The following is a 24,937-nucleotide window of genomic DNA, read 5'->3' on the forward strand; positions in this document are numbered from 1 at the left end:
GCCACAGGGATCGTCGCCTGATGGATGCGACGATCCTGCTGATCCTGGTGCAGGATGGCGTCGTCAACGGCGCCATCTATGCCTTGCTGGCGCTGTCGCTGGTGCTGGTGTTCGCGGTCACCCGCGTCATCTTCATCCCGCAGGGCGAGTTCGTCGCCTACGGCGCGCTGACTTACGCCGCACTCGACACCGGCCAGCTTCCCGGCAGCGTCTGGCTGCTGTGCGGCCTGGGGCTGGCCGCCTGCGTCTGCGGCCTGTGGCAGCAGCGGCGCACGCTCACCGCCGGCGCCACGACCCGGCTGGTGCTGCAGACCGTGGTGCTGCCGGCCGCGATCACGGCGCTGGCTGCCTTCGTTGCCCCGCGCAAGCCGGGCGTGCTGATCGAGGCGCTGCTGGCGCTGGCCATCGTGACGCCGATGGCGCCGTATCTCTATCGCGTCGCCTTCCAGGCGTTGGCCGAGGCGTCCGTCCTGGTGCTGCTGATCGCCGCGGTCGGCGTGCATCTCGCGATGGTCGGGCTGGGCCTCGTGTTCTTCGGCCCGGAAGGCTCGCGCGCCACCGGCTTTTCCGATGCCGTGCTGTCGTTCGGCGCTCTCACCGTGCAGGGCCAGGCGCTGTGGATCGTCGGCCTCACCGTGGTCCTCATGGGCGCGCTGTACGGCTTCTTCGAATTCACCTTGTTCGGCAAGGCGCTGCGTGCCACGGCGGTCAATCGCCTGGGTGCGCGGCTGGTGGGCATCGCCACGGCGCAGTCCGGGGTCATCGCGTTCACGCTGGCCGGCGCCATCGGCGCCTTGTCCGGCGTGCTGATCGCCCCGCTCACCACGGTCTATTACGACACCGGCTTCCTGGTCGGGCTGAAGGGCTTCACGGCGGCCATCATCGGCGGCCTCGCCAGCTATCCCGCGGCGGCGCTGGCCGCCATCCTGGTCGGCATCGTCGAGAGCTTCTCGTCGTTCTGGGCGAGCGCGTTCAAGGAGGTCATCGTCTTCACCGTCATCATCCCGGTGCTGCTGTGGCGCTCGCTGCGCAGCACGGCGGTGGAGGAGGACGAATGAGAGTCCTGTGGCCCCTGCCGGCGCTCGCCTTGTGCGTGGTCCTGCCATGGGTTCCCGGCGTGCCGGTGTTCTGGGTCACCCTGCTGAACTACATCGGCATCTCCGCCATCGTCGTCATCGGTCTCGTGGTGCTCACCGGCATCGGCGGCATGACCTCGTTCGGCCAGGCGAGCTTCGTCGGTTTCGGCGCCTACACCACGGCGATCCTCAGCACGCAGTATGCGGTCTCGCCCTGGCTGGCGCTGGCGGCGGCGATCGCCGTTTCCGCCGTTGCTGCCTTGCTGATCGGCGCAATCACACTGCGCCTTTCGGGACATTACCTCGCGCTCGGCACGCTGGCCTGGGGCGTCAGCCTCTACTACACCTTCGCCAATCTCGATTTCTTCGGCCGCAACGACGGCATTTCCCGCATCCCGCCGCTCGACGTCTTCGGCACGAAGCTGATCGACGGCCGGCTGTATTTCACGGTCATCTGGGTCGGCGTGGTGCTGGCCTGCCTCGCCACCGGGAACCTGCTGGACAGCCGCGCCGGCCGGGCCATTCGCGCGCTGCGCGGCGGCGCGCTCGCGGCCGCCAGCTTCGGCGTCGACACGTTGCGCGCCCGCATGCTGGCGTTCGTCTATGCCGCCATGCTGGCGGCGTTCGCCGGCTGGCTGTACGCGCATATGCAGCGCAGCGTGAACCCCACGCCGTTCGGCCTCAATGCCAGCATCGAATACCTGTTCATGGCCGTGGTCGGCGGCGCGGCACATGTCCCGGGGGCGTTGCTGGGCGCCGGGCTCGTCACCATCGTCAACGACCGCTTGCAGGACATCCTGCCGAAGCTGTTCGGCGCCCAGGGCAGTTTCGAGACGATCGTGTTCGGGGCCATCCTGGTCGCGGTGCTGCAGGCCGCACCCGAAGGCGTCTGGCCGCATCTCGCGCGCATCCGCCTGCAACGCCACCGTGTCCGCCCCGATGCGCCGCCCCTGCCCGTGCGAGCGCCCGCGCCCCGCGGCACGCCGATCCTGGAAGTTGCCGGGCTGCACAAGACCTTCGGCGGTTTGACCGCGGTGAACAACATCGCCTTCTCGGTTGCCGCCGGCGAGATCGTGGGGCTGATCGGGCCGAACGGCGCGGGCAAGAGCACCACCTTTAACCTGCTCACCGGCGTGACCGCGCCCTCGGCCGGCAGCGTGCGCTTTGCCGGCCAGCCTCTGATCGGCCTGCCGGCCCGCACCATCGCCAGACTCGGCATCGCCCGTACCTTCCAGCATGTGAAGCTGGTGGCGTCCATGTCGGTGATCGAGAATGTTGCCATCGGCGCGCATCTGCGCGGCCATGCGAGCGCGCTCGACGGGCTGCTGCGCCTGGATCGCGCGGAGGAAGCCCGCCTGTTCGCCGAAGCCGCCCGCCAGCTTGCCCGCGTTGGCCTGGCCGACGCCGCTGACCGGCCGGCGACCAGCCTCGCCCTGGGCCAGCAGCGCATCGTCGAGATCGCCCGCGCGCTCTGCCTCGATCCCGTGCTGCTGCTGCTGGACGAACCGGCCGCCGGGCTGCGCCACAACGAGAAGGCCGAGCTCGCCACGCTGCTGCGCCGGCTGCGGGAGGAGGGGGTGGCGATCCTGCTCGTCGAGCACGACATGGATTTCGTGATGAACCTCACCGACCGGCTGGTGGTGATGGATTTCGGCACCAAGCTGGCCGAAGGCCCCGCCGAGACCGTGCGCAACGATCCCGCGGTGATCGAGGCGTATCTCGGGAGTGTGGCGTGAAGATCCTGGAGATCGACGCCGTCTCCGTCGCCTATGGCGGCATTCCCGCCGTCACCGGCATCTCCCTGTCGGTGGAGGCGGGCAGCATCGTCACCGTCATCGGCCCCAACGGCGCCGGCAAGTCGACGCTGTTGAACGCCATCATGGGCGTGCTGCCGGCCGGCGGCGTCATCCGCTTCCAGGGCCAGCCGATCGGCGGCACCAACATCGAAGCGCGCGTGCAGGCCGGCATGTCCCTGGTTCCGGAAAGGCGCGAGCTGTTCGCGACCATGAGCGTGGAGGACAATCTGCGCCTCGGCGGTTTCCGCTTCCGCGCCGACGGCCACGCCGCGGCAGCGCGCGAGCTGGAGCGCATCTTCAGCCTGTTCCCGCGCCTGAAGGAACGCCGCCGCCAGGAGGCCGGCACCCTGTCGGGCGGCGAGCGGCAGATGCTCGCCATGGGCCGCGCGCTGATGGCCCGCCCGCGCCTGCTCATGCTCGACGAGCCGAGCCTGGGCCTGGCCCCGTTGATCGTGCGCGACATCTTCCACACCATCACCGAATTGCGCGGCACCGGCGTCGCCATCCTGCTGGTGGAACAGAACGCCCGCGCCGCCCTGCAAGTGGCCGATCGCGGCTATGTGCTGGAAACCGGGCGCGTCACCCTGGAAGGGGACAGCGCCACGCTCGCCGCTGATCATCGCATCGTCGAGATGTATCTGGGGCAGGTGCGCGGCTGAGCCGCGCCATGCGGCGCAGCTCAGCCGTGCCATGCGGCGCGGGCGATCACTCAACTTGTGAGTTGATTATCAACTGAAGAGTTGATAATAAGCCGCATGTCAGGAAGCCTCGCATTGGTTCAGCCGGTCGATGCGCCGCAGGATCCGCAAAGCGCGCTGCTCGACCGCGTGTTCTTCGCCCTGTCCGATCCGGTGCGGCGCGACATCCTGGTGCGGCTCGACGCGGGGCCGCAGCTTGTCTCGGAACTTGCCGCGCCGTTCGACATCTCGTTGCAGGCGGTGTCGCGGCATATCCAGGTGCTCGTGCGTGCGGGCCTGGTGCGCCAGGAACGAACCGGCCGCATCAGCCGGTGCAGCCTCGATGCCGGGCCGGTGTTCGCCGCGGCGGTCTGGATCAACCGCTACAGCAAGTACTGGCAGGAGCAGTTCGACATGCTGGCGGCGGCACTGACGCAGATCGAGGAACGGCGATCCGCCCCGGCGGCGCCGGCCAGGCCGCGCAAGCGCCCCGGGGGGAAGCCGAAAGGAGCCGGTTGAGAAGCGGCCAATGCCTGAGAGGAGACCATGCAATGCAGAACCACGATATCGTGTCGCGCGACGACTGGATCGACGCCCGCAAGGAGTTGCTTGCCAGGGAAAAGGAGTTCACGCGCCTGCGCGACCAGCTCAGCCAGCAGCGACGCGACCTGCCCTGGGTGCGGGTGGAAAAGCCCTATGAGTTCGAGGGGCCGGAGGGCAGGCTAAGCCTGCCGGAGCTGTTCGCGGGGCGGCACCAGCTTATTGTCTATCACTTCATGTTCGATCCCACATGGGACGCAGGCTGCAAGAGCTGCTCGTTCTGGGCCGACAACTTCAACGGCATCGTCGTGCACCTCAATCACCGCGACGTGTCGATGGTGGCGGTGTCGCTGGCGCCGTTCGCCCAGCTCGAGGCGTATCGCCGGCGCATGGGATGGAGCTTCAAGTGGGTCTCCTCCGCCGGCAGCGACTTCAACTGCGACTACCACGTGTCGTTCACGCCGGAAGAGCGCGCGAGCGGGCAGATCACCTACAATTACCGCAAGCGCCAGCCATTCCCTTCGGAAGCCCCCGGCATCAGCGTGTTCTACCGCGACGACGACGGCGGGGTGTTCCACACCTATTCCTGCTACGAGCGCGGGCTCGATATGCTGAACGGCGCCTATCACTATCTCGATCTGGTGCCGAAGGGACGGGACGAGGCGGCGCTGAAATTCCATTCGGACTGGCTGCGCCGCCATGACGAATACGCCGACTGATACCGATGGCCCTTGACGATGACCCTTCCATCGTCAAGGACCGTTGGTATCGCGCGCCGATCCGCTTGCGGCACGCAAGCGCGTGCCTGTCGCGGGCTTGGTGGGCGGCGGCGTGCAAAATAACGACTCGTACCAGCGGTCATTCTTCATGGCCGCTGGTATGAGACCGGCCGAGGATCGGAGCAATGATGGACAAGGACACGGCCTCGACGCTGGCCGCTTATCGCCGCGAGCTCGCAGAGCTGCACACGAAGATTCGCGCCGTGCAGGCGGCCGCCGGCCCCGAGGAGGTGCAGGATTACGGCTTCGCGACCGGGGACGGCCCGGTGCGCCTGTCCGCCCTGTTCGGCGCCAGGGACGACCTGATCGTGATCCACAACATGGGCGTGGGCTGCGCCTACTGCACGTTGTGGGCCGACGGCTTCAACGGCGTCTATCACCACCTTGCCAGCCGTGCGGCATTCGTCGTCTCCAGCCCCGATGCGCCGGCCGTGCAGGCGCGGTTCGCTGCCGGCCGGGGCTGGCGCTTTCCCATGGTGAGCCACGCCGGCAGCAGCTTCGCCGAAGACATGGGATACCGCGCGGAGAACGGCGGCTGGCTGCCCGGCGTTTCGGTGTTCCGGCGCGAGCAGGGGCGGATCGTTCGGGTCTCCAACGCAAGGTTCAGCCCGGGCGATGATTTCTGCATCCTCTGGCACGTCTTCGACCTGCTGCCGGGCGGAGCGGCCGGCTGGAAGCCGCAGCTCAACCAGGCGTGATCGCCGCCGCCGGCAGAAAAATGTCCTGCGGCCGCGAATAAAACGCGGGGCCTGCCGGTCTTCCTTGCATCGACACACGCATTGCAAGGGGATCGGACATGGACGACACCACGCGCACGACCAATGGCACGGACCGCCGAGGCCTGCTGACATGCATGCTGTGGGCGGGCACCGGCGTCATCTGGACCGTAGCGGGCGGCATTCCCCGCTCCGGCCTGCTGGGCAGCGCCCAGGCGGCAACGCCGTCCGGCGGATTTTCGTTCGCGCAGATCAGCGACAGCCATATCGGCTTCGCGCGCGATCCCAACACCGACACGCCTGCCACCCTGGCGGCCGCAGTCGCGCAGGTGAAGGCGATGGCGCCGGCGCTGATCTTGCACACCGGCGACGTGAGCCATCTGTCCAGGCCCGCCGAGTTCGACACCGCCGAGAAGATCCTTGGCGCCAGCGGCATCGAGACGCATTACGTGCCCGGCGAGCACGACATGCTGGAGGACGGCGGCACGCCGTTCATCGAACGCTTCCAGAAGCGCCACACGCCGGGACAGCCAGGCGGCGCCTTCTACAGCTTCGACCAGCAGGGCATTCACTTCGTCGGGCTCAACAACGTGACCGATCTGAAGGCCGGGGGCCTGGGCAATCTCGGCGAGGCGCAACTGGCGTGGCTGGAGCGCGACCTGAAGCAGCGGTCGGACAGCACGCCGATCGTGGTGTTCGCGCATATCCCGCTGTGGACCGTCTACGCGGATTGGGGCTGGGGCACCGACGACGGCGCGCGCGCATTGGCGCTGCTGAAACGCTTCGGCTCCGTCACGGTGCTGAACGGGCATATCCATCAGGTGATGCAGAAAGTTGAGGGCAACGTGGCCTTCCACACCGCCCGCTCCACCGCGTTTCCACAGCCCGCGCCCGGAACCGCACCGGGCCCGGGGCCGATGAAGGTCGAGGCCGGCCGCCTGCGTTCGGTGCTGGGCGTGGCCAGCATCGCCTATGTGCCCGGCCGGTCGGACCTGGCCATCGTCGACTCGCCGCTGGGCGCGTGAGGAGACCCCCGATGCAGCGCCGCGCCCTGCTTCTGTCGGCTCTCGTGCCCGTCGCCGCTTTGTCGCTCCCGCGCGCCGCTCGCGCGGCGGATACGGAGGTCACCATCGACAACTTCACCTTCTCCCCGGCGCTGGTGACGGTGTCGGCGGGCACCCGCCTCATCTGGACCAACCGCGACGACATTCCGCACATGGTGGTGAGCGCCTTGCGCCCGCCCGCGTTCAAGTCGAAGGTGCTGGATACCGACGACGCCTTTGCGATGGTCTTCGACACCCCCGGTACCTACAGCTATTTCTGCGGATTGCATCCGCACATGCAGGGAATGGTCGTGGTGACATGAGGCCCGACATGGCGCGCGCGCACGCAAGCCGTGCGCGCAGCGGGCGATGAACGAGGCGGAATTCGCGCGTGTCGCCCTGCCGCATCTGGACGCCGCCTATACGCTCGCGCGCTGGCTGTTGCGCGATCCCGTGGCGGCCGAGGATGTCGTGCAGGACGCCATGCTGCGGGCGCTGACCTATTTCGCGGGGTTTCGCGGCACCAATGCGCGGGCGTGGCTGCTGCAGATCGTGCGCAACACCGCCTATGCCCGCATGGCGCAGCGCCGCGGCGTGCAGGAGGAACCGCTGGACCCCGACGGCAAGCACGAGCATTTGGCCGATCCCGGCGGTGACCCGGAGGCGGCGCTGCAAGGCGCGGAGGTGGTTTCCGCCTTGCACCGCGCGCTGGCCGCGCTGCCGGCGGAACTGCGCGAATGCGTGGTGCTGCGCGAGCTTGAGGAGATGTCGTACCGCGACATCGCCCGGGTGACCGGCGTGCCCGCCGGGACGGTGATGTCGCGCCTGTTCCGGGCCCGGCAGATGCTGTTGCGCATCGGCCGGGATGCCGGCGCGAAGGAGAGAACGGCATGACCGACGCCACCGCTTCCTTCCCGCCTGCCGGCGTGCCGCCCGCGTGCGAGGAGATGCAACTGCTGATCCAGGCCGACCTGGACGGCGAACTGGATGCGGCGGCTACCGCGGTGCTCGCGGCCCATCTTCGCGACTGCGCCGGTTGCGCGGCCCTCCAGCGCGAGCTGGCGAACCTGTCCGGCCGGTTGCACGCGGAACTGCGCCCCGAGGCCGCGCCGGCTTCGCTGCGGCGTGCGCTGGAGGCGCGGCTCGCACCCGCCGCTGCGGCGCCGCCCGCGCCCGGCGGCTTCCGCCGCCGGCTGGCGCCGCTGCTGTCCTTCGGCGCCGGTGCCGCCATCGCCGCGTCGCTGGCGCTGATGCTGCCGCGGACCGGGGCCGACCCGGATGGCGAGCTGGTCGCCGGCCATATCCGCGCCTTGCAACCTGGCCATTTGACCGACGTCGCCTCGTCCGACCAGCATACGGTGAAGCCGTGGTTCGACGGGCGGATCGACTATGCGCCGCCGGTCATGGATTTCGTGGCCCAGGGATTCCCGCTGGTGGGGGGACGGCTGGACTATATCGGCGGGCGGCCGGTGGCGGCACTCGTGTACCGGCGCGACAAGCATCCGATCGACCTGTTCGTGTGGCCGTCACAAGGCAGCGCCGAGCCGGTGATGGACACACGCAACGGCTACAACGTCCTGCGCTGGGCCCGGGACGGAATGGCGTTCCGCGCGGTGTCCGACCTCAACGCCAAGGAGCTGGCGGATTTCGCCCGGCTGTGGCAGGGCGCATCCTAGGGGCGTTGGCCGGGGCGAGCGTACTGGTAGCTAACTCGTTCGTCCATTAGGATCGTGCCCCCATGCACCTCATTGAAGGATGGCGGGACATTGCCGTTGACCACGAGGGCCGATGCGGAGAAGCCGGCGCGCAAGCCCGACCCGGAGCGCACGAAGCAGGACATCCTGGCGGTGGCGCGCGCGGAGTTCGTCGAGCACGGGCTGAGCGGGGCGCGCGTGGACGCGATCGCGGCGCGCACGCGCACCACGAAGCGGATGATCTACTACTATTTCGGCAGCAAGGAGGGCCTCTACCTCGCCGTGCTGGAGCAGGCCTACGCCGACATCCGCGCGATCGAGCAGACACTCGACCTCAAGAGCCTGCCTCCCGCCCAGGCGATCCGCCGCATGGTCGAGTTCACGTTCGACTACCAGGAGTCGCATCCCGACTTCATCCGTCTCGTGAGCATCGAGAACATCCATCACGGCAAGCATCTCGCCCGCTCCGACAGCATCCGCCAGCTCAACGAGGCCGTCATCGAGGTGGTGACGGAGATCCTCGACAGGGGCAAGCGCGAGGGCGTCTTCTGCGCCGAGGTGGACCCGGTGGACGTGCACATGCTGATCAGCGCGTTCTGCTTCTTCCGGGTGTCCAACCGCTACACGTTCGGCTTGCTGTTCGGGCGCGACCTGTCATCTGCGGCGTTGCGCGCGCGGCACAAGCGGATGATCGCCGATGCGGTCATCCGCCTGCTGGCGCCGGACCCGGCGGGGCCGGAAGCCGGGCCGACCGCCCGCGCACCAATGCGCCGATCCCGCTCCGCCGCATCGCCTGGCCCGTGAAGCGGGCCACGGCATGCGGGGCGCCGGTCAGGCGGCGTTCCCGGCCATCGTGCCAAGCTCCACGAAATGGCGGAGCATGCGTTCGGCGTCGGGTTTGATGCCGGTGAACAGGCGAAACGCTTCGACGGCCTGGAACACTGCCATGCCGCCGCCGTCCAATGTGCGGCAGCCGAGCGCGCGTGCGGTGCGAAGCAGCTCGGTTTCCATCGGGAAATACACGATCTCCGCCACCCATAGCGCCGGGCGCAGCAATTCCGCCGGCAGCGGCAGGCCGGGGTATTTCGCCATGCCCACGGGTGTGGTGTTGACGAGGCCATCCGCCTGCGCCACTGCGGCGGCCAGGTCGGTGCCGACCACGGCCCGGCCGTCGCCGAAGCGGGCGCATAATCCGTCGGCCACGGATCGAGCGCGGCCCGGCTCCACGTCCACGATAGTGAGCTGGCGGGCGCCGAGGGTCAGCAGCGCATGCGCCACCGCGGAGCCGGCGCCGCCGGCGCCAAGCTGCACCACGCGGTCCAGCCGCGCGTCGGGCAGCCCGCGGCGGAAGCCTTCCGCGAAGCCGAACCAGTCCGTGTTGTGGCCGATCCGCTTGCCGTCGCGCAGCACGACCGTGTTGACCGCGCCGAGTGCGCGCGCATCGTCCGACAGATCGTCGAGCAACGCGATGACGGCCTGCTTGCAGGGATGGGTGACGTTCACGCCGGCGAAGCCCATGCGCTGGGCCGCAAGCAGCAACGCCGGCAGCACCTCGGCGCCGACGCCGAGCGTTTCCAGGTCGATCAGCTTGTAGATGTAGCGCAGCCCCTGCGCGTCGCCTTCGCGCTCATGCATCGGCGGCGTGCGGGAGGCCTGGATGCCGGCGCCGATCAGGCCAGTCAGGACGGCGGGGCGATCGCTGTATCGCATTGGCTGTGGCTCCCACGGAGCTGGATTTCGGCTTGCGCCGTCCGGCGGGATCGTTTATGAACTATCTGGTTACTTCACGTCAATACGCAATTGCCCGGCTGCTGCTCCGCATCGCCGCCAATCGCTCTCATCCTCTCGGCCAACGGCGCGATCCGGATCGGCACGGAAACCCGAGGGAGAGGGAGGCGCGTCAGTGAGCGAAACCTATCGCCGCGTGGCCGACGAGCACACGCCGTTCCGGGATCTGGTCCCGAACACCCAGCCCGACAACAACGCGCCGGAATACGGCAGCACGCACAAGCGGCACCCGAAGCAACCCGGCCTGCGCACCCCGCAGACCGTCACCGAGATCGCCGGGCCGCGCTTCTCGCCGTCGCACTACCCGGCGGTGATCGACCTCTCCCGGTCCGGTGGGCACGAGGCCATGGGCGAGCGGATCGTCGTTCACGGCCGGGTGCTGGACGAGGACGGCCGCCCGGTGCCGGACACGATGGTCGAGATCTGGCAGGCCAACGCGGCCGGCCGCTACAACCATCCGAACGACGTGCACGACGCGCCGCTCGATCCGCATTTCAAGGGCGAGGGCCGCGTCTTCACCGATGCCGGCGGCTGGTACCAGTTCACCACGATCAAGCCGGGCGCCTATCCCTGGCGCAACCACTTCAACGCCTGGCGGCCCAACCACATCCACTACTCGCTGTTCGGGCCCGGCTTCGCGACGCGGCTGATCACCCAGATGTATTTCCCCGGCGATCCGCTGCTGGCGCTGGACCCGATCTTCAATACCGTCGCCGACGAGCATGCCCGCGCGCGCCTGATCGCGAAGTTCGACATCGAGGTCACGCGGCCCGAATGGGCACTGGGCTACCGGTTCGACTTCGTGCTGCGCGGCCGCGACACCACCATCGTGCAGGAGTGAGGCGATGCCGATCGCAACCAGCTTCCAGACCATCGGCCCCTACTGGGCGCTGATCGAGCACCCGGAGATGGCCGACCTGACCCGGTTCGGGGCGGCGGGCGAGAACGTCGTGCTGTCGGGGCGCATGACCGACGGCGACGGTGCGCCGGTGGCGGACGCGGCCATCGAGCTCTGGCAGGCGAGCCCGGCTGCGTCCGAAACCTTCCCCGGCTGGGGCCGCTGCGCCTGCGACCGCGATGGCCGGTTCCGCTTCACCACGCTCAAGCCCGGGCCGCTGCCGGGGCCGGGGAACGCGCAGCAGGCGCCGCATGTCGCGCTCACGATCTTCGCCCGCGGCATCCTCACCCGGCTCGTCACCCGCGCCTATTTCGACGGCGAGCCGCTCAACGACGCCGATCCCATCCTGGGCCTGGTCGAGGATCCCGCCCGCCGCGCCACCCTGATCGCACGGCCGGACGGTCCCGGCGCGTGGCGCATCGACATCCGCCTGCAAGGCGAAAGCGAGACCGTGTTCATGGAGTTCTGACAATGGCCGATCCGTGCATCATCTCGGTCGCGATCACCGGCTCGGTGCCGCGCAAGAAGGACAACCCTGCCGTGCCCATCTCGATCCCCGAGCAGGTCGAGAGTACGCACGCGGCCTACGCGGCCGGCGCGGCGCTGGTGCATGTCCATGTGCGCGACGAGAACGAGAACCCCTCCTCGGACCCCGAACGGTTCGCGCGGCTGCAGGAGGGGATCCGCAAGCATTGCCCCGACATCATCATCCAGTTCTCCACCGGCGGCCGCGGCCGCGCCCTGGAGCAGCGGGGCAGCATGCTGCACCTGCGGCCGGACATGGCGTCCCTGGCCACGGGGTCGGTGAACTTCCCGACGATCGTCTACGAGAACCCGCCGGATTTCGTCCGCGCTCTGGCGAAGACGATGCTGGACAACGCCATCAAGCCGGAGATCGAGGTGTTCGACCTTGCGATGCTCTACAACACCGCCGACCTCGTCGCGCAGGGCCTGCTGGCGCCGGCGCCGCATCTGCAATTCGTCCTCGGCGTGAAGAATGCCCTGCCGGCGCGGCGCGAGATCCTGCAGTTCGAGGTCGAGCAGCTGCGCCAGGTGCTGCCGGACGCGACATGGACCGCAGCCGGCATCGGGCGGCATCAACTGGAGGTGAACCACTGGGCGCTGGAAATGGGGGGACACTGCCGCACCGGGCTGGAGGATAACATCCGCTGGGACAAGGCGACCCTGGCGCAGAGCAATGCCCAGCTGGTTGGCCGTGTCGCCGGGCTCTGCGCGCAGTATGGCCGGCCGGTCGCCACCGCGGCCCAGGCGCGCGCGATGCTGAAGCTCCGGCCGGCGGCTTGAGCCGTCGGCGTGAAGCCTTGGCCCAACCGTGATCGTGCAGGGAGAGCCTGATGCCCGAAGCGTCCACGCCGGCGAGCAGCGCCGCCACCACCACCGCTCCCGCCTCCCTGCACCAGATCGTGGTGGTCGGTGGCGGTGCGGCGGGGCTGGAGCTTGTGACCCGGCTCGGCGACACCCTGGGCAGGCGCGGCCGTGCCCAGATCACCCTGGTCGAGCGGGCCCGGACCCATCTGTGGAAGCCGCTGCTGCATTCCGTGGCCGCCGGCAGCATGGACCCCGGCGAGCACGAGCTGAACTACCTCGCCCAGGCGCACTGGCATCATTTCCGGTACCGCCTGGGCGAAATGATCGGACTGGACCGGCGCCGCAAGGAAGTGTGGGTGGCGGCCAGCCACGACGAAGAAGGGCGCGAGATCACCCCGGCCCGCAGCATCCCCTACGACACGCTGGTGATCGCGGTCGGCAGCGTGACCAACGACTTCGGCACCAAGGGCGCCATCGAACACGCGGTGCCGCTGGAGACGCCGGAGCAGGCGGTGCGGTTCAACCATCGCCTGGTCAACGCCTGCATCCGCGCCCATTCCCAGCCCGGTGCGGTGCGGCCGGGGCAGCTTCATGTCGCGATCATCGGCGCCGGCGCGACCGGAACCGAGCTTGCCGCCGAGTTGCACCGGACCGCGCGGCAGGTGGTGGCGCACGGGCTCGACCGGGTGGACCCGGAGCGGGACATCCGCATCATCCTGATCGAAGCGGCCGACCGCATCCTGCCCGCGCTGCCCGAGCGCATCGCGGATGCCACGGGCGTGCTGCTCAAGGATCTCGGCGTGGAGGTGCGCACCAGGGCGCGGGTCAGCGAAGTTCGCGCCGACGGCGTGTGCCTGGTCGACGGGGCGTTCATTCCCTCCGAGCTGGTGGTGTGGTCGGCCGGGGTGAAGGCGCCGGCGTTCCTGCAGGATCTGGACGGGCTGGAGACCAATCGCCTCAACCAGCTGGTGGTGACGCCGACCCTGCAATGCACCCGCGATCCCGACATCTTCGCCATCGGCGACTGCGCCGCCTGCCCGCGCGAGGGCCACACGACCCCAGTGCCGCCGCGCGCCCAGGCAGCGCACCAGCAGGCCAGCCATCTGCTCCGCCAGTTCCGGCGCCGCCTGCAGGGCGGGCCGCTTGAGCCGTTCCGCTACCGTGACTTCGGCTCGCTGGTTTCGCTGGGCGAATACAGCACGGTCGGCAGCCTGATGGGGTTCCTGGTCGGGCGGAGCATGTTCATCGAGGGCATGTTCGCGCGGCTGATGTACGAGTCGCTTTACAAGATGCACGAGCTGGCGCTGCACGGCGGCCGCAGGACCGTTTCCAGCACCCTGGCACGCGGCCTGTCGCGCCGCGGCGGGCCGCAGGTGAAGCTGCATTGACCGCCATCGCATTGCCCGCGTGAGATCACCGTAAAGCGAGCAAAACCCGTGCCTTATGTGTCCGACCTGGGCTAGGGTGGATGCTATGCTGCACGCCAGACAAACCCAGGGAGGAACGATATGAGCAGGGTAGCCCTCGTCACCGGCGGCACGCGCGGCATCGGCGCGGAGATCAGCCGGGCGCTCAAAGAGGCCGGCCGCACCGTAATCGCCAGCTATGCCGGCAATGACGAGGCTGCGCGGGCGTTCAACGCCGAAACCGGCATCAAGGCAATGAAGTTCGATGCCGGCGATTTCGAGGCGTGCAAGGCGGCGATCGACCAGATCCATAACGAGGTCGGCAAGATCGAGATCCTGGTGAACAACGCCGGCATCACCCGCGACGCCACCTTGACCCGCCTGACCCGGGATATGTGGGACGCGGTGATCGACACCAACCTCGGCTCCTGCTTCAACCTGTGCAAACTGACATTCGACGACATGCGCGAGGCCAAGTTCGGCCGCATCGTCAATATCGGCAGCATCAACGGCCAGGCCGGGCAGTACGGCCAGGTGAACTATGCCGCGGCCAAATCCGGGATTCACGGGTTCACCAAGGCGCTGGCGCAGGAGGGTGCCCGTTATGGCATCACGGTGAACGCGATCGCGCCAGGCTATGTCGACACGGAAATGGTCCGCGCCGTGCCGGCCGACGTGCTGCAGAAGATCATCGCGCGCATCCCGATGGGCCGCCTGGGCCATGCCGACGACATCGCGCGCGGCGTGGTGTTCCTGACCGCCGATGATGCCGACTTCATCACCGGATCGACCGTATCGATCAACGGCGGGCAACATATGTACTGACGGACGGCGCCGCATCCGGTGAATTACGCAACGATCGCCGGTTGCGGCGCCATTGCGCTATGGGCCTTCCTCGCCCTGTTGTCCCGCGCCGCCGCCGCCATCCCGCCGCTGCAGCTTACCGCCATGGCCTTCACGGTCTCGGCGGTGCTCGGGCTTTCGGTGGTGGCCTGGCGCGGCCGGCTGGCGGCGTTGCGCCAGTCGCGGCGTGCCTGGGTGCATGGCGTGAGCGGGCTGTTCGGGTACCATGCGTTGTATTTCGCGGCTCTGGCCTGGGCGCCGCCGGCCGAGGCGAACCTGCTGAACTACCTGTGGCCGTTGCTGATCGTGCTGTTCTCCGGCCTGCTGCTGGGGATGCGGCTGTCGTTGCGGCATCTGTTCGGGGCGCTGCTCGGCGTGGGCGGCTGCGTGCTGCTGCTGGGCGGCGGCGCCGGCCTCTCCGCCGCGGCCGCTCCCGGATACGCGTTCGCGCTCGGGGCCGCGCTGGTCTGGGCGCTGTATTCTGTGCTGGCGCGCCGCTTCCAGGGCGTGCCGACCGATACGGTGGCGGGTTTCTGCGCCGTGACGGCCGTCCTGGCCGCCGCCGCCCATTTCACCGTCGAGGCAACGATATGGCCGGATGCCGGCGCGCTGGCGGCGGCGGTCGCGCTTGGCATCGGGCCGACGGGGGCCGCCTTCTTCCTGTGGGACATCGGCATGAAGCGCGGCGACCCGCGCCTGCTGGGCACGCTCGCCTATGTCACCCCCGTTGCGTCCACGCTGCTGCTGTGCGCCGCCGGCTTCGCGCCGCTGACAGGTGTCACCCTGGCGGCCGCGGCGCTGGTGGCAGCCGGCGGCCTTGTGGCGGCACGGGCCTGAAACAAAAGGGCGCCCCACGCGGGACGCTCCTTCGCCGCGACGGCCGGGATAATCAGCCCAGCCGCTCGCCGTGCAGTACCACGTCCAGGCCTTCGCGCTCCTCTTCCTCGGTGACGCGCAGCCCCACCACGACGTCGACGACCTTGAGAATGATGAAGGTGACGGCACCCGACCACACCAGCGTGGCCACCACCGCCACGGCCTGGTGGCCGAGCTGGGTGAGGCCGCCGACATAGATGCCGTCAGGGTGGTCCTTGTCGGCCGACAGCGGGCCATAGGCGAACACGCCGGTCAGCAGCGCGCCGATCATGCCGCCCACGCCGTGCACGCCGAAGGCGTCCAGGCTGTCGTCATAGCCGAGCATGTGCTTCAGGCCGGTGGCCGCCCAGAAGCACAGCACGCCGGCGACGATGCCGATGATCAGCGCCGGGCCGGGCAGCACGAAGCCGGACGCGGGGGTGATCGCGACCAGGCCCGCGACGGCGCCGGAAATGGCGCCCAGCACGCTTGGCTTGCCCTTCGCTGCCCACTCCGCGAACGTCCAGGCCAGGGCCGCCGCGGCGGTGGCGATCTGCGTCGCGGCCATGGCCATGCCGGCCCGCCCGCCGGCCGACAGGGCGGAGCCGGCGTTGAACCCGAACCAGCCCACCCACAGCAGCGAGGCGCCGACCACGGCCAGCCCCAGGTTGTACGGCGCCATGTTGTCGTGGCCGTAGCCCAGGCGCTTGCCCATCACCAGCGCGCAGACGAGGCCCGCGACGCCGGCGTTGATGTGCACCACGGTGCCGCCCGCGAAGTCCGCGGCGCCCAGCCCGTTCAGCCAGCCGGTGGGGGCCCAGACCCAGTGCGCGATCGGGCTGTAGACCAGCAGCGACCAGAGAATCATGAAGACGACCAGGGCCGGGAACTTCATCCGGTCGGCGAACGCGCCGGCGATCAGGGCCGGGGTGATGATGGCGAACGTCATCTGGAACATCATGAACACGGTCTCGGGGATCGTGTTCGTCACCGCTGCATCGGTGCCCGCGCCGATGACGAAGGGCTTGTCCCAGGTCTCGCCGAGCCCATTGAGGAAGAACCGGGAGAGGTCACCGACATAGGCGCCGCCGTTGGTGAAGGCGAGGCTGTAGCCGGCGATCATCCAGACCACCGTGACCAGGCAGCAGATGATGAAGGACTGCATCATGGTCGCGAGCACGTTCTTCTTGCGCACCATGCCGGCATAGAACAGCGCCAGGCCCGGAACGGTCATCATCAGCACCAGCGCGGTGCTGGTGAGCATCCAGGCGGTGTCGCCGGAATCGACCTTGGGCGCCTCGTTTGCCCAGGCGGGGACGGCAACCAGCAGGGGAAGCAGCGCCGCCAGGGCGCGCCGCAGGATCGTCGTCATGGGTGTGGGATTCCTCGTTGCCCGGGTCACAGCGCTTCGGCGTCCAGCTCGCCGGTGCGGATGCGCACCGCACGTTCGATGTCGATGACGAAGATCTTGCCGTCGCCGATCTTGCCGGTGTGCGCCGATTTCACGATCGCCTCGACGACCTGCTCGGCGAGATCGGTGGCGACAACGACCTCGATCTTCACCTTGGGCAGGAAGCTCACGTGGTATTCCGCCCCGCGATAGATCTCGGTCTGCCCTTTCTGGCGGCCGAATCCCTTCACCTCGGACACGGTGAGGCCCTGCACGCCCAGCGGCGTCAACGCCTCGCGAACGTCGTCGAGCTTGAAGGGCTTGATGATGGCCATGATCAGCTTCATGTCGCTGCCCTGCTCCCGGTTGGCTCTGTGCGGTCCGGCCGCCCATGCGTCGGGTTACCCCTAACAAGAACCGTGCCGCGGCGGATTCGGCTGCCCGGGGGCTATGCAGGGCCGGGTCCTGCTGGCAAATCTGCCCAAAGCGTGAGCAATGGGTGGCACGAAACAGGAATGAGCATGTCCGGAACGGCAGGCGGCACGACGATCAGTGTGGATGTGTGCGTGGTGGGCGCCGGGCCGGTGGGCGGCACCCTGGCCTGCCGGCTGGCGGCGGCCGGGGTGGCCACCGCCATCGTCGACCGTGCCGCCCTGCCGCCGATGGAGCATCCGGATTTCGACGGCCGTGCCTACGCCATCGCCGCCGGCTCGCGCGGGGTGATCGAGGCGGCTGGGCTGTGGGACCGCCTGCCGTTCACGCCGGGCCCGATCCTGGACATCCGGGTGTCGGACGGGAAGCTGGGCCGCCCCGCCTCGCCGCTGTTCCTGCATTTCGACAGCCGCGACGCCGGCGATGCGCCGTTCGGATGGATGGTGGAGGCGCGCAGCCTGCGCATGGCGCTGAATGCGCGGCTGAACGATTTGCAGGCGCTGTCCGTGCACGCGCCGGCCGAGGCGCGGGTGGAGCGTCATGCCGAGGGCGCCATCGTGCAGATCGCCGGGGGCCCCGCCATCAAGGCCCGGCTGGTGGTGGCCGCGGAGGGCCGCAACAGCAGGCTGCGCGCCGAGGCCGGCATCCCCGTGACCCACTTGCCATACCGCCAGACCGGCATCGTCTGCGCCATCGCCCATGCCCTCCCGCATCACGGCACCGCGGTGGAGCATTTCCTGCCGGCCGGGCCGTTCGCCCTGCTGCCGATGGCGGGAACCGAAGGGGCGCCGAACCTGTCCGCCATCGTCTGGACCGAGCGCACCGCCCAGGCCGAGCGGATCATGCGGCTGGACGAGGCGGCCTTCACCCGCGAGCTCGGCCGCCGCCTGGGCGATCATCTTGGCGCGATCCGCCTGCTGGGGCGGCGCTGGAGCTATCCGCTGTCGGCGATGGTGGTGCATCGCTACACCGACACGCGGCTGGCGCTGGTGGGCGACGCCGCGCACGGCATCCACCCGATCGCCGGCCAGGGCCTGAACCTGGGGTTCCGCGATATCGGCTGCCTGTCCGGACTGGTGATCGCGGCGGTGGCGGCGGGGGACGATCCCGGCGCGCCCGAGCTGCTGCGCCGCTACCAGGCGCAGCGGCGGCCGGACAACATGATGATGCTGGCGGCCACCGACGCGCTGGATCGCCTGTTCAGCAGCGACAACCCCGCCCTGCGCCTGGTCCGCGACCTCGGCATCGCCGGCGTGCACCGGATCCCGCCGCTGAAGCGCCTGTTCATGCGCCAGGCCATGGGGGCCCTGACGGCCTAGCCGCCGTTCGGCTATTGAAGCCGCAATGTACCGCGCCCCGCGAATCGATCCGGACGAGCGGCGCCGGATCACGGCGCCCGTGCGGCCGCGCCCGCCGGCGCGTCCGGCGCCCGCACGTTCGCGGCGGCGGTGGTGGCTGCTGAAATGGACGATCATCCTCACCGTCTGGGGTGCGATCGCCGGCGGGCTGGGGCTGTTGTGGTTCGCCTGGGACCTGCCGCGGCCGGAGGCGGCGCTGGACGCGGCGCGCCGGCCCAGCCTGACGCTGGAGGACCGATCCGGCCAGATCTTCGCCACGTTCGGCGATGTCGTGGGCGATCCGCTGCGGCTGTCCGACCTGCCGCCCTATCTGCCGGCGGCCGCCGTCTCGGTGGAGGACCGGCGCTTCTGGTCGCATGCCGGGCTCGACCTGATCGGCATCGCGCGGGCCGGCTTCGTGAACCTGCGGGCCGGGCGGGTGGTGCAGGGCGGGTCCACCATCACCCAGCAGGTGGCCAAGAACCTGTTCCTGACCAATGCGCGCACCTTCCGCCGCAAGGTCCAGGAAGTGTTGTTGACGCTGTGGCTGGAGCGGCATTTCACCAAGCAGGAGATCCTGGAGATCTGGCTGAACCGCGTCTATCTGGGCTCCGGCGCCTGGGGGGTCGATGCGGCGGCGAAGCTGTATTTCGGCGTGTCGGCCCGGCGCGTGACGCTGTGGCAGGCAGCGGTGATCGCCGGCCTGCCGCGCGCACCCAGCCGGTTCTCGCCGCGCGTCGACCCGGCCGCCGCTGCGGCGCGGGGGCGCGAGGTGCTGGCGGCGATGGCCGAGACCGGCGCGATCACGCAGGAGCAGGCGCAGGCGGCGTCGGCGCAGATCGCCTTCCCCACGCGCCCGGGCACGGCGGCGGGCTGGTTCTCCGACTGGGCCTCGGAGAAGGCCGAGGCGCTGATGACTCCCGGCGCCGATGCGGTGCTGCGCACCACGCTCGATCTGCGCATGCAGACGGTGGTGGAGACGAAGCTGGCGGCGATCCTGGACGGGCCGGGGGCGGCGGTGAACGCGGGGCAGGCAGCGGTGGTGGTGCTGGAGGCCGCCACCGGCGCGGTGCGGGCCATGGCCGGGGGCCGCGACTACCGCGCCAGCCCGTTCAACCGCGCCGTGCTGGCGCGCCGGCAGCCGGGGTCGAGCTTCAAGCCCTTCGTCTGGCTCGCGGCGCTGGAGAAAGGCGCGCGGCCGGACGACATCGTGCTGGACGCGCCGATCCGCATCGGCACCTGGAGCCCGTCCAATTTCGAAGGCCGGTTCCGCGGCGAGATCACGCTGGAGGAGGCGCTGGCGCACTCCGTCAACACCGCCTCGGTGCGGCTGCTGCTGCAGGTGGGCGGGCCGCGCGTGGTGGCCGAGGTGGCGCGGCGGCTGGGCATCACCGACCAGTTGCCGGCCAACGCCTCCCTGGCGCTGGGTACCGGCGAGGTAGGACTGCTGGAGCTGGCCGGCGCCTATGCCAGCTTCTTCAATGGCGGGATGCTGGTGAAGCCGACCGGGCTGGAGGCCGTCCAGGTCGAGGGCAAGCCGCTGCCGTTGCCGCGGCCGGCGCCGACCCGCGTGGTGGACCCCGATCTGGCGGCGATGATGGTGCGCATGATGGCGGCGGTGGTGTCGCGCGGCAGCGGCACCGCGGCCGCCCTGCCGGGGCGGCTCGTCGCCGGCAAGACCGGCACCACCCAGGACTACCGCGATGCCTGGTTCGTCGGGTCGACCGGCGGGCTGGTGATCGGGGTGTGGATGGGCAACGACGACAACAAGCCGATGAAGGACGTGGTCGGCGGCAGCCTGCCGGCGCGGCTGTTCCACGACATCGCCCAGGAGATCGTGCGGTGACGGCCGGGCGCTGACGATTCGCCCTGGACGGAGGAGCGGTTCTGCCGCCCAATCCGCGTGGGAGGGACCGAGCATGTGCGACACGATGGCGGCGCGCGCCGCGGCGACGGCGACCGGCGGCACCCTGTTCGCGAAGAACAGCGACCGTGAACGCAACGAGGCGCAGTTCCTCGAACTGAACCCGGCCCGGCGCTATGGCAGCGGCGCGGTGCTGCGCGCCACCTACATCACCGTTCCGCAGGCCGCGCGCACCCATGCCGTGCTGCTCAGCCGCCCGTTCTGGATCTGGGGGGCGGAGATGGGCGCCAACGAGCATGGCGTGGTGATCGGCAACGAGGCGGTGCATCCGCGCGCGCTGCCGCAGCGCCAGCCGGCCCTGCTGGGGATGGACCTGTTGCGCCTGGGGCTGGAGCGCGGCGCGACGGCGGCCGCGGCGGTCGAGGTGATCACCGCGCTGCTGGAGCAGTACGGCCAGGGCGGCAATTGCAGCCATCTGGCGCGGCGCTACTACGACAATTCCTTCATCGTCGCCGACCGCAACGAGGTCTATGTGCTGGAGACGGTCGGCCGGCGCTGGGCGGTGGAGCGGGCCCCGGCGGTGCGCGCCATCTCCAACACCTACACCATCGGCACCGACATCACCCGCGCCAGCGCCGATCTGGAAGCATTCGCACGCGCGCAAGGGTGGTGGCGCGGGGAGACATTCGATTTCGCGGCGGCGGTGACCGATCCCGGCAATCCCGGCCTGCCGGTCGCACGCACACGCTGCACCCGCGCGACCGAACTGCTGGGCCGCGATGCCGGACGGCTGACGGCGGCGCACATGATGGCGTTCCTGCGCGATCATGGCGCGGAGGCGGGAGCCGGCTGGCATCCGCAGGACGCGACCAGGGGGTCCATTTGCATGCATGCGGCCGACGGTACGCGGCGGGGCCAGAGCGTGGGGTCCTTCGTCAGCGACCTCCGGGCGGCGGGCGCGGTGCACTGGGTGACCGGCACCTCGGCGCCCTGCACCGGCGTGTTCAAGCCGGTGTTTCTGGAAGATGGCCTGCCCGACCACGGGCCGCAGCCGGGGGACCTGTACGATCCAGAAACCCTGTGGTGGCGCCACGAGGCGCTGCATCGCGCCATGCTGACGGACGGTGCCGACGCCGCGATCGGCGCCGAGCGTGATGCTCTGGAAGCGCGCTTCGCGGAGCGCGTGGAACCGTTGCTGGGCCGGCCCGGTCCGGCGCGCCGCGCCGCCGTCGAGCAATGCTGGCGCGAGGCGACGGAGGCGGAAGCGCGCTGGCTGCGCCATGTCCGGTCCCGCGCTCGCCTGCGCCCGGCCTATCGCGCCAGCTGGGCACGCCACGACCGGCTGGCCGGCGCGGCGCTGACCTGCACCCCGGCGCCGCACGCGCTGGCGGCGGAATGACGGCATGACCGCCTTCATCTGCGTGACCTGCGGCACGCAATTCGCGCCCTCCGGCACGGCGCCGTCCGCCTGCCCGATCTGCCAGGACGAGCGGCAATATATCGGCGCCGGCGGCCAGCGCTGGACCACGCTGGAGGCACTGCGCCGCACCCACATGAACGCCTGGCGCCAGTACGAGCCGGACCTGGTCGGCATCGGCACCATGCCGGCCTTCGCCATCGGCCAGCGCGCGCTGCTGCTGCGCACGCCTGCCGGCAACATATTGTGGGACTGCATCACCCTGCTCGACGACGCGACCGTCGCGCTGGTGAAGGCGCTCGGCGGGATCGGCAGCATCGCCATCTCCCACCCCCACTACTACAGCAGCATGATCGAGTGGGCGCAGGCGTTCGGCGCCACCATCTGGCTGCATGAGGCCGACCGTGCGCACGTCATGCACCCCGACCCGTCGATCCGGTTCTGGGCGGGCGAGACGCAGGCGCTGGCGGACGGCATCACGCTGGTGAACGCGCCCGGCCATTTCGACGGCGCCACGATGCTGCACTGGGCGGCGGGGGCCGACGGGCGCGGCGCGCTGCTGTCGGGCGACATCTTCCAGGTGGTGCCGGATCGTCGCTACGTCAGCTTCATGCGCAGCTATCCGAACCTGGTGCCGCTGCCCGCGCGCAGCGTGCGCCGCATGGCGGCGGTGATGGAGCCCTATCCGTATGAGCGCATCTACGGGGCGTGGTGGGATCGCGTCATCGACCGTGACGCGAAAGCGCGTGTTGCGCGGTCGGTCGATCGCTATCTACGCTGGATCGCCGATTGACAAAAGGGATCGACGTCATGCCGAAAACTCTCGACCGTGCTCGCACGCTGCTGCTTGCTGCCTGCGGGCTCGGCCTTGCCTGCCTCCCCGCGCGCGCCGAGACGGTGCTGCGTGTCGTGCCGCAGGCCGATCTGCGCGTGCTCGACCCGCATGTCACCGCCGCCACGGTCACCCGCATTTTCGGGCTGATGATCTACGACCAGCTCTATTCGTTCGACGAGGCGATGCGGCCGCATCCGCAGATGGTCGGCGACACCCGTGTCTCCGCCGACAAGCTCACCTATGAATTGACGCTGCGCGACGGGCTGAAGTTCAGCAACGGCCAGCCGGTCACCAGTGCCGACGTGATCGCCTCCATCACCCGCGCGGCCAAGCAGGACCCGCTGCTGCAGCTGATGATGAAGCGCCAGTCGCGGTTCGAGGCGGTGGACGCCCGCACCGTGCGCCTGGTGTTCCCGAAACCCTTCGCCTATGTCGAATCGGCGCTGGCCGCCCCCGGTGCGATGATCATGCGCGCCGAGGACCTGGCCGCCGCCGGCGACAAGCCTGCGACCACCACCATCGGCTCGGGCCCGTTCCGCTTCGTCGCATCGGGCTATACGCCGGGCGCCCGGATCACCTTCGACCGCAACCCCGACTACGTGCCCCGCGCCGAGCCCGCGAACGGCAATGCCGGCGGCAAGCGGGTGCTGGTGGACAAGGTGGAATGGGTGATCATCCCCGACCTGCAGACCCGCGTGTCCGCGTTGATCAAGGGCGAGGTCGATCTGCTGGACCAGTTGCCGCATGACGGCCTGCAATCGCTCAAGGGCCGGGCGGACATCGTGGTCGAGCAGAGCTCGCCGTTGGGCAACATGGCGTTCATGCGTGTGAACACGCTGCAGCCGCCGTTCAACGACGTGCGGGCGCGCCAGGCGCTGGCGCTGCTGATCAACCAGAAGGACTATCTGGCCGCCGCCTTCACCACCGATTCCACCTGGTGGCAGGAGTGCTTCTCGTTCTTCGGCTGCGCCACGCCCAACGGCACCGAGGCGGGCAGCGAGCCTTATCGCAAGCCCGATCCGGCACGCGCGAAGCAGCTTCTGGCCGAAGCCGGCTACAAGGGCGAGAAGATCGTCGTCCTTTCCAGCCAGGAAATTCCGCTGATCGGCGCGCTGGCCGAAGTGACCGGCGATGCGTTGCGCTCGATCGGCGCGAACGTGGACATGCAGACCAGCGACTGGGGCACGCTGGTGGTGCGCCGCGCCCGCAAGGACGCGCCGGACAAGGGCGGCTGGAGCATCTTCCAGTCCGGCATCGACGTCGCCGTGCTCGCCGAGCCCGCGACCAACATCCTGGTGGATGCACGCTGCGACGGGAACAACTATGTCGGCTGGCCGTGCTCGGACAAGCTGGAAGCGATGCGCACCGACGTGATCGACACGCCGGACGCCGCGAAATACGAAGCCTATAGCCGCGCGCTGTGGGCGGAACTGCCGACGCTGCTGCTGGGCCAGTACCGCCAGCCGATCGCCTATCGCAAGGCGCTATCCGGGTTGCAGCACGGGCTGACGCTGTCGTTCTGGAACGTCAGCAAGAAGTGAGGCAAGGCCGGAGCCGTGCCCGACCGGGCACGGCTCCGGCGCTGGCGTCAGGACAGCACGCAGGCTTCGTCGAAGCTGAAGCGCGGCGAGCGGGGGAACAGGCCTGCGGGGTCGCCGTGGCCGATATTGATCAGGAAGTTGGACTTCCAGCCGCGATCGGCCAGGAACGCCTCATCCACCTTGGCGTTGTCGAAGCCTGACATCGGGCCGCAATCCAGGCCGAGGGCGCGGGCGGCGATGATGAAATAGGCGCCCTGCAGCGTGCCGTTGCGGAAGGCCGTGGTCTCGGCCAAAGCCGGGTTGCCGCTGAACCAGGACTTCGCATCGGCGTGCGGGAACAGCTTCGGCAGGTGGTCGTAGAAATGCGGGTCGTAGGCGACGATGGCGGTGACCGGGGCGGCCATCGTCTTTTCCGTGTTGCCGGCCGACAAAGCGGGCTTCAGCCTATCCTTGCCGTACTGGGTGCGCACGAACACGAAGCGCGCCGGGGAGGCATTGGCCGAGGTGGGGCCCATCTTCGCCAGATCGAACACGGCCTTCAGCTCGTCGTCGGTGACGGGCTGCTCGAGCCACTTGTTGTGCGTCCGCGCTTCGCGAAACAGCACGTCGAGGGCCAGGTCATCCAGGGGCTTTGGCGTATCCAGGGGCATGGGCGGCCTTTCGTTCGATATCGAATGGTAA

The 24,937-nt window shown here is 69.5% G+C and carries 26 protein-coding genes; 22 read left to right on the forward strand and 4 right to left on the reverse strand.

What is annotated here, in order from left to right; translation table 11 throughout:
* Window positions 1-20 precede the first annotated feature (20 nt).
* The 11 genes from OL599_RS07860 (at window position 21) to OL599_RS07910 (ending at window position 9,125) form a co-directional block, all read left to right on the forward strand.
* On the forward strand, window positions 21-1,058 hold the full coding sequence (locus OL599_RS07860) for a branched-chain amino acid ABC transporter permease (RefSeq protein ID WP_264713139.1): 1,038 nt from the start codon (window positions 21-23) through the stop codon (window positions 1,056-1,058).
* Complete coding sequence (locus OL599_RS07865) at window positions 1,055-2,812, forward strand: branched-chain amino acid ABC transporter ATP-binding protein/permease (protein WP_264713140.1); 1,758 nt, start codon at window positions 1,055-1,057, stop codon at window positions 2,810-2,812. Before OL599_RS07860 ends, OL599_RS07865 begins: the two co-directional genes overlap by 4 nt.
* Complete coding sequence (locus OL599_RS07870; protein WP_264713141.1) at window positions 2,809-3,531, forward strand: ABC transporter ATP-binding protein; 723 nt, start codon at window positions 2,809-2,811, stop codon at window positions 3,529-3,531. Before OL599_RS07865 ends, OL599_RS07870 begins: the two co-directional genes overlap by 4 nt.
* Before the next feature lie 96 nt (window positions 3,532-3,627).
* A complete protein-coding gene (locus tag OL599_RS07875) occupies window positions 3,628-4,068 on the forward strand; it encodes an ArsR/SmtB family transcription factor (protein WP_264713142.1) in 441 nt (146 codons plus the stop codon).
* Between the two features lie 32 nt (window positions 4,069-4,100).
* Window positions 4,101-4,808, forward strand: coding sequence for a DUF899 domain-containing protein (locus OL599_RS07880; RefSeq protein WP_264713143.1), 708 nt, complete (start codon window positions 4,101-4,103; stop codon window positions 4,806-4,808).
* A gap of 188 nt (window positions 4,809-4,996) precedes the next feature.
* Window positions 4,997-5,566, forward strand: coding sequence for a DUF899 domain-containing protein (locus tag OL599_RS07885; protein ID WP_264713144.1), 570 nt, complete (start codon window positions 4,997-4,999; stop codon window positions 5,564-5,566).
* A 98-nt stretch (window positions 5,567-5,664) separates the two neighbouring features.
* Complete coding sequence (locus OL599_RS07890; RefSeq protein ID WP_264713145.1) at window positions 5,665-6,609, forward strand: metallophosphoesterase family protein; 945 nt, start codon at window positions 5,665-5,667, stop codon at window positions 6,607-6,609.
* Between the two features lie 11 nt (window positions 6,610-6,620).
* On the forward strand, window positions 6,621-6,950 hold the full coding sequence (locus OL599_RS07895) for a cupredoxin domain-containing protein (RefSeq protein ID WP_264713146.1): 330 nt from the start codon (window positions 6,621-6,623) through the stop codon (window positions 6,948-6,950).
* Window positions 6,951-6,996: 46 nt separating this feature from the next.
* Window positions 6,997-7,521, forward strand: coding sequence for a sigma-70 family RNA polymerase sigma factor (locus tag OL599_RS07900; protein WP_264713147.1), 525 nt, complete (start codon window positions 6,997-6,999; stop codon window positions 7,519-7,521).
* Window positions 7,518-8,303 carry an anti-sigma factor family protein gene (locus OL599_RS07905; protein WP_264713148.1) on the forward strand — a complete coding sequence of 262 codons (786 nt, stop codon included), beginning with the start codon at window positions 7,518-7,520 and terminating at the stop codon, window positions 8,301-8,303. Before OL599_RS07900 ends, OL599_RS07905 begins: the two co-directional genes overlap by 4 nt.
* 96 nt (window positions 8,304-8,399) lie before the next feature.
* On the forward strand, window positions 8,400-9,125 hold the full coding sequence (locus OL599_RS07910; RefSeq protein ID WP_264713149.1) for a TetR family transcriptional regulator: 726 nt from the start codon (window positions 8,400-8,402) through the stop codon (window positions 9,123-9,125).
* Between the two features lie 27 nt (window positions 9,126-9,152).
* Here OL599_RS07910 and OL599_RS07915 read toward each other — a convergent pair whose 3' ends face one another.
* Entirely contained in the window at window positions 9,153-10,031 is an 879-nt protein-coding gene (locus OL599_RS07915; RefSeq protein WP_264713150.1) for a shikimate dehydrogenase, read from the reverse strand.
* A 193-nt stretch (window positions 10,032-10,224) separates the two neighbouring features.
* Between OL599_RS07915 and pcaH the strand changes: the two genes are divergently transcribed.
* The 6 genes from pcaH (at window position 10,225) to yddG (ending at window position 15,422) form a co-directional block, all read left to right on the forward strand.
* Window positions 10,225-10,950, forward strand: coding sequence for a protocatechuate 3,4-dioxygenase subunit beta (gene pcaH, locus OL599_RS07920; protein WP_264713151.1), 726 nt, complete (start codon window positions 10,225-10,227; stop codon window positions 10,948-10,950).
* Between the two features lie 4 nt (window positions 10,951-10,954).
* Window positions 10,955-11,476: a protocatechuate 3,4-dioxygenase subunit alpha gene (gene pcaG, locus OL599_RS07925; RefSeq protein ID WP_264713152.1), complete on the forward strand. Its 522-nt coding sequence runs from the start codon at window positions 10,955-10,957 to the stop codon at window positions 11,474-11,476.
* A gap of 2 nt (window positions 11,477-11,478) precedes the next feature.
* The gene (locus tag OL599_RS07930; protein ID WP_264713153.1) at window positions 11,479-12,312 is read left to right on the forward strand and encodes a BKACE family enzyme; all 834 of its coding nucleotides are present in this window, start codon (window positions 11,479-11,481) and stop codon (window positions 12,310-12,312) included.
* A 50-nt stretch (window positions 12,313-12,362) separates the two neighbouring features.
* A complete protein-coding gene (locus OL599_RS07935; protein ID WP_264713154.1) occupies window positions 12,363-13,724 on the forward strand; it encodes an NAD(P)/FAD-dependent oxidoreductase in 1,362 nt (453 codons plus the stop codon).
* Window positions 13,725-13,844: 120 nt separating this feature from the next.
* Complete coding sequence (gene phbB, locus OL599_RS07940; RefSeq protein ID WP_264713155.1) at window positions 13,845-14,567, forward strand: acetoacetyl-CoA reductase; 723 nt, start codon at window positions 13,845-13,847, stop codon at window positions 14,565-14,567.
* An 18-nt stretch (window positions 14,568-14,585) separates the two neighbouring features.
* Window positions 14,586-15,422 carry an aromatic amino acid exporter YddG gene (yddG, locus tag OL599_RS26025; RefSeq protein ID WP_264713156.1) on the forward strand — a complete coding sequence of 279 codons (837 nt, stop codon included), beginning with the start codon at window positions 14,586-14,588 and terminating at the stop codon, window positions 15,420-15,422.
* A gap of 52 nt (window positions 15,423-15,474) precedes the next feature.
* Here yddG and OL599_RS07950 read toward each other — a convergent pair whose 3' ends face one another.
* Window positions 15,475-16,812: an ammonium transporter gene (locus OL599_RS07950; RefSeq protein ID WP_283949601.1), complete on the reverse strand. Its 1,338-nt coding sequence runs from the start codon at window positions 16,810-16,812 to the stop codon at window positions 15,475-15,477.
* Between the two features lie 26 nt (window positions 16,813-16,838).
* Complete coding sequence (locus OL599_RS07955; protein WP_264713157.1) at window positions 16,839-17,177, reverse strand: P-II family nitrogen regulator; 339 nt, start codon at window positions 17,175-17,177, stop codon at window positions 16,839-16,841.
* 174 nt (window positions 17,178-17,351) lie between these two features.
* Here OL599_RS07955 and OL599_RS07960 point away from each other — a divergent pair, with 174 nt between their 5' ends.
* The 5 genes from OL599_RS07960 to OL599_RS07980 all read left to right on the forward strand — a co-directional run bounded on the left by OL599_RS07960 (window position 17,352) and on the right by OL599_RS07980 (window position 24,256).
* A complete protein-coding gene (locus OL599_RS07960; RefSeq protein WP_264713158.1) occupies window positions 17,352-18,581 on the forward strand; it encodes a UbiH/UbiF/VisC/COQ6 family ubiquinone biosynthesis hydroxylase in 1,230 nt (409 codons plus the stop codon).
* Between the two features lie 25 nt (window positions 18,582-18,606).
* Window positions 18,607-20,445 carry a transglycosylase domain-containing protein gene (locus OL599_RS07965; protein WP_264713159.1) on the forward strand — a complete coding sequence of 613 codons (1,839 nt, stop codon included), beginning with the start codon at window positions 18,607-18,609 and terminating at the stop codon, window positions 20,443-20,445.
* A gap of 73 nt (window positions 20,446-20,518) precedes the next feature.
* Window positions 20,519-21,862 (forward strand): C69 family dipeptidase, encoded by a 1,344-nt coding sequence (locus tag OL599_RS07970; RefSeq protein WP_264713160.1) that lies wholly within the window; start codon window positions 20,519-20,521, stop codon window positions 21,860-21,862.
* 4 nt (window positions 21,863-21,866) lie between these two features.
* Window positions 21,867-22,673, forward strand: coding sequence for an MBL fold metallo-hydrolase (locus OL599_RS07975; protein ID WP_264713161.1), 807 nt, complete (start codon window positions 21,867-21,869; stop codon window positions 22,671-22,673).
* 17 nt (window positions 22,674-22,690) lie between these two features.
* On the forward strand, window positions 22,691-24,256 hold the full coding sequence (locus tag OL599_RS07980; protein ID WP_264713162.1) for an ABC transporter substrate-binding protein: 1,566 nt from the start codon (window positions 22,691-22,693) through the stop codon (window positions 24,254-24,256).
* A 47-nt stretch (window positions 24,257-24,303) separates the two neighbouring features.
* Here OL599_RS07980 and OL599_RS07985 read toward each other — a convergent pair whose 3' ends face one another.
* Entirely contained in the window at window positions 24,304-24,906 is a 603-nt protein-coding gene (locus OL599_RS07985; protein ID WP_264713163.1) for a malonic semialdehyde reductase, read from the reverse strand.
* Between the last annotated feature and the right edge of the window lie 31 nt (window positions 24,907-24,937).

Source organism: Limobrevibacterium gyesilva (genome assembly GCF_025989185.1).
Lineage (GTDB): Bacteria > Pseudomonadota > Alphaproteobacteria > Acetobacterales > Acetobacteraceae > Limobrevibacterium > Limobrevibacterium gyesilva.